This window comes from Gilliamella sp. Nev6-6 (assembly GCF_001690605.1).
GTDB classification, from domain to species: Bacteria; Pseudomonadota; Gammaproteobacteria; order Enterobacterales; family Orbaceae; genus Gilliamella; species Gilliamella apicola_C.
In genome coordinates, this window is sequence record NZ_LZHP01000030.1 from 1 (window position 1) to 10,995 (window position 10,995).

2 protein-coding genes are annotated in these 10,995 nt (G+C 39.0%); both read right to left on the reverse strand.

Annotated features, from left to right (window positions below):
* Positions 1 to 335: hypothetical protein (locus A9G42_RS04500; protein ID WP_065652757.1), on the reverse strand; the 335-nt coding region annotated here is incomplete at its 3' end.
* Between the two features lie 4 nt (positions 336 to 339).
* Positions 340 to 10,845, reverse strand: coding sequence for a hemagglutinin repeat-containing protein (locus tag A9G42_RS04505; RefSeq protein ID WP_218837761.1), 10,506 nt, complete (start codon positions 10,843 to 10,845; stop codon positions 340 to 342).
* Positions 10,846 to 10,995 lie beyond the last annotated feature (150 nt).

A 10,995-nucleotide genomic window follows, 5' to 3' on the forward strand; every position in this document is an offset into this window, starting at 1 on the left:
TCTTTAATAATATAAGGCTCCGCTATTTCATTCCATACCACCTGAGCCATTTTTTGCCATTCGGTTGGATTACTCTGCTTTGCAATATAATCCCTTATTAATTTTACAGATTGGTTAAATTGTTCCTTGTCCAACTCGACAAAAGAATAAAACTTTAAGTATTCTCCTTCTTCCGATTTTATGATTTCATGTAATTTAGGATAGTTAGGTAAAAATACTGCATCTAGCAAATCACCAAAGGCATCCCAATAGCTTCCGTTTACATATGTTGATTTAAATTTATCTTCAATTTTTTCTATTGAATCATCCCGACTAAAAATTATAGATGCACCCATTGTATTACCTCATAATAAGGATTTTATTTTGTTGCGCTTTAGGCAAGGTTTTTACATAATCTAGAAAAATTTTTTGATTAACTGGGGTTAATACTCTAAAGTCAACTGGAACAAAATCAGCTTTTTTCAAATGATCCTGGATAACGATTTTCCCGTTACCTATGCTCATATTTTTTTCATAAAATTTATTTAAACCATCAATTTCCTTTTGTGACAATTTGTCAGTTGTATACATTGCATCAACAGTTTTACCTTTATTGGGACCTGAAGTAATAATAAAGTCTGGTGAAGAACCAGTTGTGGCTCCTTCAGGCGGCGTATAACGCTCCATTTTACCTAATACTGGCTCAAGCTGCGCTGCAGCGGCTGCTTCAGCGGGTTTTAATTTACCACTACCGCCTAAATCTGGCGTATTGAGACGGTTTTGTCCTTCAAGCGGTGTTTGATTGATTTTTACTTCATTCAATCCTTCACTATTTTTTATTATTTGTGGACTCGTCACTTTTCCAACCTGTAATAGCTTACTACCACCAAAAATTTTATTTATCTTAGGAAGCGTTATAGTTCCTGTAAGACCATGAAGCATTATCATGCTACCCATAGTCCTACCTGCCATCACTCTGGCTTGTTCGTCACTATAACCAAAACGCTTATAACTTTCTAAATACCCTTGATAGATAGCTCGTAATTGATTTGCCTCTGGTGTGTTTGACGTTCCATCTAATAATTGTTTTATTTCTAAATAGCCATTTTGGTGCTCTAATTTGTTATAATAATAATTTACATATGTTCTTAGCGCATCATAAGCTTTTTGGCGCTCTATATGACAACCTTCACTATTTACATCAACACAAGCTTCTAATAATGCATTTGTTGAGCTTTCATCTTTAATTCTAAGCTCCACTAACTTTTGCTTTTCGTCTTCAGTTAATAAACCTTCTTTTTCTTTATATTCTAAACCTACTTTATCTTGATGATCGGAAGAATTTAAATAGTTATTCTCAACCGCATTTTTCCCCGCAGCAATCCCCGTATTCACATCTTGGATATCTCCACCAGATGCTGCGATGGCAAGACCTGTAGCTAGTTGGGATAGTGCGCTGATTTTTTGTCGCTCTTCTTGCGATAACTCTGTTACTGCTTTATCCGGATATAAAATGCCCGCTATGACTTCAGCACTACGTTCACTCGCTGCTGCCCCTAAACCTCCCGCTAAGGCTGAGTTGCCTTGTAGCTCAGCAACTACTGCGCCCAGTATAGCATGGCTAATTGTGTTGGCGACGGTGTTTCCTTCTGTCTGTTGTTTGATTATGGTGGCTATCTTCGGTGCTAATGCCCCCGCAACAGCCCCTGTCATGTCGCCCGTGATTAGCCCATTAATAATGTTAACCGCCATTTCAACGCCTTGACGGGTGTCACTGCCCATCGCTGACATCCCTTCGTTCATCGCATCGTTGTAGGCCTTTTCATAGATTTTCTGTTCCTGCTCGTCGGTTAAAACGAGGCCTTGCTCTTTCGCTTTTTTCTGCTCTTCTTTTAGCTTTTTGTTCGCTGCAGATTCTGCGCTTATGCGGTCGATATGATTGAGCATGGTTAAGGTTTCACCGCCAATCTCACTCACTAAGCGTGTTTGGTCGATGATGTCTTGCTCTTTTTCTTTGCTAAAGATGTGTTTGAGCTCGTTACTCGCCTGCTCGGTATCTCTGCTTAAATCATCAATATCCTGTTGTTGTCCGTCCTTGTTGCGAATTATAATCGTGCCTTCTGATACCGCAGATTGCGTCGTCGAGTTTGCCTTCTCTGACTTGTTACGACTGGTTGGCATCGATGGCATGCCACTGGAGCTAATGCCAGCACTGCTGCTACTGACTTTGTAGTCCGCTTTGTTTTCGATATCACTAAAGCTTATTGTGCCCGTATCAAGGCGGTTTTTGCTCGGGTCTTCGGCTTCCGAGGAGATGACCGCCCCTTTTAGGTCGGTGTTGTTGCCTACCTTAATGTCAAAGCCACCTTTACCGGCAAAAATACCCGATTGGTCAGTAACACTTTGCCAGTTGCTGTCCATTTTAGTTTTACTCGCTGATGCATTGGCACTACCGCCTCCGCCCATTGAGATACTACCCCCTGCCGAGGCAGAAGTACTTTTAGAATGAAACTCATCGCTGTCTTGTTTTGATTCGATATTCAGGTCATGACCAATATCGGCAACCACCCTATCACCTTTAACTTGTCCTGCAATAATGTTAGCATCGTTCCCCGTTATGATTGTGAGCTTATTACCCGCTTCAACCACGCTTTCTGTCCAGTCGGTACCATTGCCTTTTTCTCGAGATTTACTATGGCTCGCATTGGCTGAGATATTAAAGCCATTTTTTTGTCCACCAAAGTTATAACCCACACCCACCGAGCCACTGCTGCTCTTTTCTTTCGTGTCAGTTTTGCTCGTGTTTTCTTGACCTACGATGTTAACATCATGGTTGGCTTTGAGCATCGCATCATGTCCTGCTGACACCTGACTGCCGATGATATTAATATCGCCGCTCTCTTTTTGTCCATTGCCCGTGGCTATAATACTGACATTATGACCCGCTGATATACCACTACTCACTACCGTATGTTGCTCTTGGTTTACCGTGCGCTTGGTTTTTTCACTACCCAAGCTAAGGTTAATTCCAATCGACGCCTCAGGTACCCCATTTTGTAAATTCGCACCTGTCTCTAACGCCGCATTACCCGCTTGTAGCCCCGCTTTGATATTCATTAACGCTTTGGTTTTTTCGTTAGTCTGTTTTTTGGCTTGCTCTCGGGTTTGATTAGCGTTGTACATATCACTAACCGTACCCGTTACCGCCACAGTAAGCCCTGATTTTTGGTGTTTATACTCTTCTTTATACGTCGTTTTGGCATCTAGTGCTTCAATGTTGACGTTTTCACCTTGCAGTTTGATATCACGCTGCGCAATGACTTCGCTGCCTTTGATGTTCACGTCTTTACCCGCTCGGATATTAACACTGCCATCTGTGCTACCCACCACACTGCCCAAAAAGGCTTGTTCGGTATTTGTCTGTTTTAAGGACTCTTTTTCTTTACCAACGGTAAACCCAATACCCCCACTGCTCATTAGTCCCGATTTTTTAGTTTTGGTTTCTTGTTTTCGGTAATATGACTCTTCTGCCGCATCAATGGTCACTTCCTTGCCGGCATTCAGCACCACATCATTGCTACCAATCACTTGGCTGCCCGTGACTTTGAGATTATTACCCGCACTGATACTCACGCTATCACCATACAGCTCACTGCCTTTTTGCGTGGTGTTATCTATTTCTGTGTGCGTTGTAGTGGTTGTTTTATTTAAAAACCCTTTACTTTTACTTTTGTGAAATTCATCTAATTCAAAATGCTCGGCCGATGAGCCTAATATAATGTCATTATCGGCTTGTAACCCAAGATGGTTGCCCGCAGTAATATCAACCGTTTTGGCATTAATGTCATTACCAGCAATAAGCATAACATTATTAGCGGCACTTATGCCTGTGCCAACCACACTTTTTTCATCCGTTTTTCGGTAGTCTTTTTTGACCCTAAAATCTAATTTCTCTTCAATATCTGCGGTATTAAATTTAATATCGTGACCCGCTTGTAACCAAGTATTACCGCTTTCACCATTATTAATAATCCATCCCGCTTTAGTATTGATATCATGACCCGCATCAATCACAACATTGCCATCATTTACCTGAATAATACTTGTTTGGTCTATATTGGTAGTTAAATTCCGCCCCCGAGTCTGTGTGCGGGTGCTTGATAATAAATTGATGTCATTATCTGCTGATAAATAAACCAGTTTATCGCCCACTAATTTGCCGTAATTGGTGATGTCGTTTTCCGCATTGATAGATACTCTACCACCATAAATAGTGCCTTTATTGGTGACATTATGCCCATCTAATAGTATGTCATTTTTGGCTTTAATTAAGCCATTACTATTAAGTTCATCCCCTTTAACAAACACGTTCTCGCCTGAGATTAATGCCCCATCAGTTCCCAACTGAGGACGGTTAACTACGTAAACTTGTGGCACTAATACCTCTTGCGTTTGACCACCTACCGTGATGGTCTTTTTCACTAATAAAACGATATCAGTGGTTAGTGCGCGCATTTGTTCGTCTGATAATTCAACGCCGGGAACAATACCATAGGCATTAGCAAAACTAATTCCCGCATCCATCAAAGCTTGATACTGCTCTAAATCAGAACGGTAACCATGTAAATAGCGGTTGCCTGTTAAGCCAATAATTTGCTCTCGTATTAATTGCTGTTCGTAATAACCATCACCTAATCGTTTTTGTATCGCATTCGGGTCGGCATTTAAACGGCTTAACATGTAATCAGAGCTGAGCCATTTTTTGCGTTGAGTAAAACGCGGATCGCTTTCGACAATATAATTTTTGTCAGTCTCTTTGTTGATTATCCATAAGCTATTATCAGGTAAGGTTAAATTCGGTTCATAAATACTGATGGTTTTAGACGGTACCATTTCCGCTTCTGTTACCGGTTGTTCTGGTTCATTATCTTTTGGCGTATCGTTTTTATTTTGCTCCACTGTATCAATTACAATAGATTCAAAATTGTTATCCGGTTTAGTCGGTAGCCCCGTAATTATCTCTTGCTTATGATTTGGAACCACTGTCACATTAGTTTTATCACCAGTAAGATTATTGTTCGGATTTAAATCGATAATTGGATTAGCTATCTGTTTTCCATGCTGAGAAATACTCGCATGAACGGTTTGGTCAATAATCTGTTGATTATTTTTGTTTTCCACCTCGACGAGTTGTCTTGGCGTGTCATTTAATGGTTTTTTCTCGAAAATTTGATGCTCTAAAATATTGTGATTCAAAGCATCATCAATAAAGATTTCATCCGCTTTTGTGTAGTCATAAGGACCTTTGCATCGGTATTCATCCTTACGCTTGCGTTTATGTAAGTAATAATTCCCTGAATAAACGTATTTTGATAAGGTTTCTTCAGACGTATTGTTCAGTTGATTAACTTTGATACTAACCGTTTGTCCCGCAACGATTTTACTGTCCTGATTATTTAGCGTTTGACCTTGAATAATCAGATGGTTGGCCGCCATAATTTTACCGGGATCGGTTTCTAACACAACGGTACGGTATTTTTGTTTAATCACATTAAATTCCCATGAATCGCTTGCTCCATTTATGTTGTGAGACGGAACTGACATTCTTTGTAATTGTTTGGTGTGCCTCAAATGCTCAGGAATATCATTCCATTTGTACAGGCATCGATGATGTTTATCACAAGATTGCCCTGAAATACCTTGCATATATTTTGTGTGGATTCGGTAAAGAACGTCATTAGATGAATATTTACTCGCCCCATCGCCTTCCGCAGTTTGGAAGTAAGTCTCTTTTTCTGGCGGCTCATCACTTGGGCGCATTTCTGTCACAATGTGGTCATTGATATTGTTAATGGTATTGGCAGCAATTATTAAATTGCCTTGTGATTCAATGGTCGCTGAATGGTTATTAATGACCTCAGCGTTGCCGACAACGTTGAAGTTGTCATCAAGCTGACCACCAATATTAAAATAACCCAAGCTAAGTAACTGGGCATGATTGTCGTTATTTAACCTATTAACGCCTAAGTGAAAATTTTGTCGAGAGGCAATCACAGGAGCTAAACCATTTTGCCCCCGATTATTGAGCTGAGCAGCACCAATGGCTAAATTATCAGCATAAATACGCCCTTTACCTAAATTATTCAAGGTATCATCGATGCGGAGCACTGCGGTAGTACCATCAATTAATCCCTGATTAGTCATATTTTGATGCTTTAATACTAAATAATTTGCACTGATTTCCGCTTGTTGTTCATTAACTAATTGCTGACTACTTAACGAAACTTGACGACCCGCTGTAATTTTATTTTTGTTGATAATGTCTTTAGCACTGCGAATAGACAAATGACCATTGGCAGTGATTTCATTATCATTAATAAAGCTTTCATCTAAATCAAGCGATAAATCATTTGTGGTTTTAATTGTGCCATCACCTCGAAATGCGCGTGTTTTTAAGTAAATATTATCGCCCAGTAAATGCCCTTGGCTATTATTAAAATCCCATGCATTAATGACCATTTTGTTATTTGCAGTAAGATTGGCTTGCGTATTATTTAAATAATGACTTTCTAGCAGAATATTATTGGCGACAAATTCTGAATGACTGTTATCAATATTATCAGCATCAATCTGAATAAGCCCATTGGTTTTTAATGAGGCTGATTGGTTACTTAAATCAGCTGTGTGTAATTTGATACCAGTATTTGACAGTAACTTTGCATGATTGTTATTAATATAATTTGGTGAGATAAGCTCAATTTTCCCATTTGCCGTTAGTTGAGCACGATAATTATCAATTCTATCAACGCCATTTAACCCAATATTATGTTCAGATGTTAGGCTTGCTTGCTGATTATTCAGTACGTTTGCCTGTACATTAATATCGCCTTTGGCAAGTAATTCAGCTTGTTGATTATTTAATTGCTTAGTTTGAATGTTTAGGGATTTTTCAGCAATCAATTTAGTATTTTGGTTAGCGATATTGTCAGCATGAAGCGTTAATTCACCTTGAGTAAATAATTTGGCGTGTTGGTTGTTTAATGTTTGACTATCAATACGTAACCCTTTATCACCCGATAGTAATAGTGCTGACTGATTATCAATTTGGTTTGCTGTCACGGTTATTTGTGACTGTGATTGAAGTATGGCATTGGTGTTATTTAACGTATTAGACTTAATATTAATCGCCGCTTGCGCAACTAAAATTGCATCGCTATTGTCAAATTTTTGGTTATTAATGGTGATCGCATCACCCGCTTTAACTACGCCACCTTTATTTATTAGTCCTGTTGAATCTAGAGTAATTGATTGCCCACTGACCAATTTGGATTCCGTATTATCCAAGTTTTCAGCTTGAATGGTGATATCTGTTTTGGTATTGAAAATGGCTTTTTGATTGTTAATTTTTTTAGCATTAATGCTTAGCGATTTACCACCACCCAATTGTGCGCCAGTATTATCAAGCTCATCGCTAGCAATAGTGATGTCATCGTTGGCAACCCATTTTGCATGGTTATTTATCAGTGTAGAAGCATTAACATCAATGTGACCACGCGCGCCCATTTCACTTGCGTTGTTATCAAACGTATTGGTGTTAATTTTAATGTCTTTATCACTGATGAGGTTTGCATTTCTGTTTGTTAACTGTGCGCTGGTAATATTAATATTGCCTAAACTGTTAATGTTAGACTCACTGCTATTGATAATATTAGATTTAATTTGCAAATTTTGTAGCGCAATCAACTTAGCTTTTTGCATGAACAACGTTTGTTCATTGTCCAGAACCATGTTACCTTTGCTTGAAAGGGTTACTTGATCCATTGAGGCCGTTTTGCTTGCTATGTTTAAATCCCCTTCAGTAATATATTCTGCACGATCACTGACAAGTGATTCAGTTTGAATGTCGATACCTTGTTTGGATTTGATTTCACTATCTTGGTTATTGATTAGTTTACTAATGAAGTTAATCGTACCATCGGCAAAAAATAGGCCTTTTTCGTTGTTGAAGCTACTGGCATGAATATCAATATGCTGATGACTTAAAAGTGTTGCATTGGTATTGATAAAATTATCGGTATTAATTTTAATATGCTCATCAGTTATGAGTTTGGCATTCTCATTTTGTAACTGATTGTTTGCTTGGATATAAATACCTTTTTTGGTTTGAATTTGTGCAGCCCTATTATCAATTTGCTTGGCATGCATTGCCAGTTTACCATCGGTTAATAATATAGCCTCATTATTGTTAATTTCCTGAGCCTCAATATCTAAGTCTTGTTTGGCTTGTAGGGTTGCTTTTTGATTATTAAATTGCCTTGCCGATAAATGGATTATATCATCACTGAACCAACGCGCATTTTGGTTATGAAGTTGGGTAAAGCGCATATGCATGCCATCTTGAGCATAAAAAATGGAGTTGGCAGTATTGGCATGTGGTGCTTCAAACGTCAATTTCTTATTTGTGACCAGCTGGCCTTGATTAAATGAGGCGGATTGCTGAACTTTGATAGTTAAATCGTTTGACGCCTTGATAATAGCGTCATCCGCTTCAATTGTCGTAGCAGTAACATCAACTTTTCCAGTCGATAGTAGCTCAGCATGTTTTAAATGTTGCTGTAGCCCAGTTATTGAAATATCATCTTTAGCGCCAATAAAAGCACCAGCCAAATCTATTTTTTTACTGTTAATTGTGATTTTATCTTCAGCGTATAGCTTTGCAGAACTAGCGTGAATTTGCTCATCAGTTGTTAAAGTCAGCGCATTGCCCGCTTGCAGTGTGCTATTATCGCTTAATAAGTGTTTAGCTTGGATAGTTAACGCTTTATTGGCATTTAACTCAGCATCACCATTATCCATATTTTGTGTGTTAATGGTTAATGCATCACCCGATACAATAAGACTCGACTGGTTATCAAATAGAATTGAAGCATCGACAGCAATATCATCACCACTGAGCCATTTTGCTTGTTGATTGTGTAGTGTATCACCAGTAAAGGTTAAGCGCTTGCCACTTATCAATGTCGTATTATTATTGTTTAGGTCATTAAACTGGTAATTGATTGATCCCGCTGCTTTCATTTGGCTGGCATTATTTTCAATATTATCTGCTTTAATTTTTATGTCGTTATCGGAAAGCCATACCGACTCTCGATTGTGTAGTATTTTTCCTTGAACAGTAATATCGCCTAATGCGCTGATTTTTGATTTATCCAACTGCAATTGATTTGCCTTTACAGAAAAAGCATCCGCTGTGATAAGATTTAAAAAATCAGCAAAATAATTTTCAGCTTTAATGCCAATGCTTTTTTTAGCCTGCAACTTAGCATGCTGGCTAGATAAGGTTTTAGCATAGATATGCAGTGCCTGCTCGGTAATAAGGTCAAGATTATCGGTATTAAGATCGCTGCCTGTCAACGAAATGGCGCCTTTAGCGCTTAAGTTAGTTTTTTGCAGGTCAATCTTATCAGCGTCAATGATTATTGCGCTGTTAGTATTTATTTTAGATGCATTGCTTTTTATCTGATTGGCTTTTACGGTAATATCATTTTCTGAGATAAGTTGGCTATTGTTACTTGTGAGCTCATTCGTAGTTAATGCAATACCTTGTTTAGCTAGAATCGTTGAGTCAGACGTATTTATCGTTTTAGTGTTGGTCACGCTTAATTTCTGTTCGGATTGTAATTTTGCTCCTCTCAGTGAGATATCATTACCCGTCAGGTTTAAATCATTAGCATATGTTTTGCTACTATCAAGATTAAGGTTATCTTCCGCTTTTAATAATAACGTTTTGCCTGCGCTGTTTTTTCCATTAAAAGCAATAGCATTAGCTGTGGCTACAATATTACCTTGTTTAGTCAACTGCCCTTGTTGGTCAATCCCCGCCGCAACGGTACTGCTTTTACCACTATTTATCGTTGAGGCTTTAAGCTCGACATTATTTTCAGCGATTAATGCCCCCTCATTAGCAATCGCTTTTTTGGCGTTTAATTGAAGGTTTTTTTTGCTGTAAATTTGTTTACTGTTACTAATAGTGTGTTGACTGCTTAGCTGAATATCACCTTTAGCTTGTAAGGTACCGGTATTGCTGATTTTCCCATCCGCACTGATTATAAGGTTACCAGCACTTGCCCCTAACTCGCCTGCATTATGTACACCAACCCCTTTTTCTGTCCCGACTAGCTGGATTTTACCCGCATACATCCCCCCCAGTGCCGAAACATCCAAGCCAACTTCCGGTTTTGGGTTATCATCTTCACCTAACGGTGTTACCGTTTGTGCGTCAACGCTGACTTTATTACGCCCTGCCACCACATTTAAATCATTTGCCCATACCGCAGAATTTATCGATACCGTGCGAGCAATTAAATCCGTATAGTTTTGCCCAGAACTGTCCAGACCTTTACCCGTTACCGCTATATGACCTTGCTCTACCTGATAACCGGTTAAATCCCCATTTTCAATTATCGGTTTACCCGTCGTTAATGTGCCTCGACTCGCATTAATAAACCCACAACCATTACAGGTGATCCCCGATGGGTTGGCTATAACCACTTGTGCCTTTTGTCCCGCAACTTCAACGACCCCATTTAATTGGCTTGGGTTACGTGAGTTGACTTCGTTTAAGATGATTTTGGCACTGCCACTGGCATTTAACAGTTCATTACCTTGGATATAACCCCCAATTTGGGTTTTGCTGGTTTTACTGCTGTTATTTAAAATTACACCTTGCTTTGAGACATCAAACTGTTGGTATTTGTTATGTGAAACGCCTTTATTATTCGGCGTTTGTATGTTGACCTGTGTGGTGCCGTTCGCCGTTGAGGTCACCTGCGGTTGATGATGTTTACTCGCTTGACGGTCCGGCACAATACTACTGCCATAAACTGGCGAACTGATACTGACAAAACCCAATGATACAGAAATAAGAAAGGTTATCGGACTTAAATTGGCAAAAAGTGATTTTAATGCGGTTAGGCTTGAAGTTGAGTTGCTTTTTTCACCGCCTATCGGTGTCTT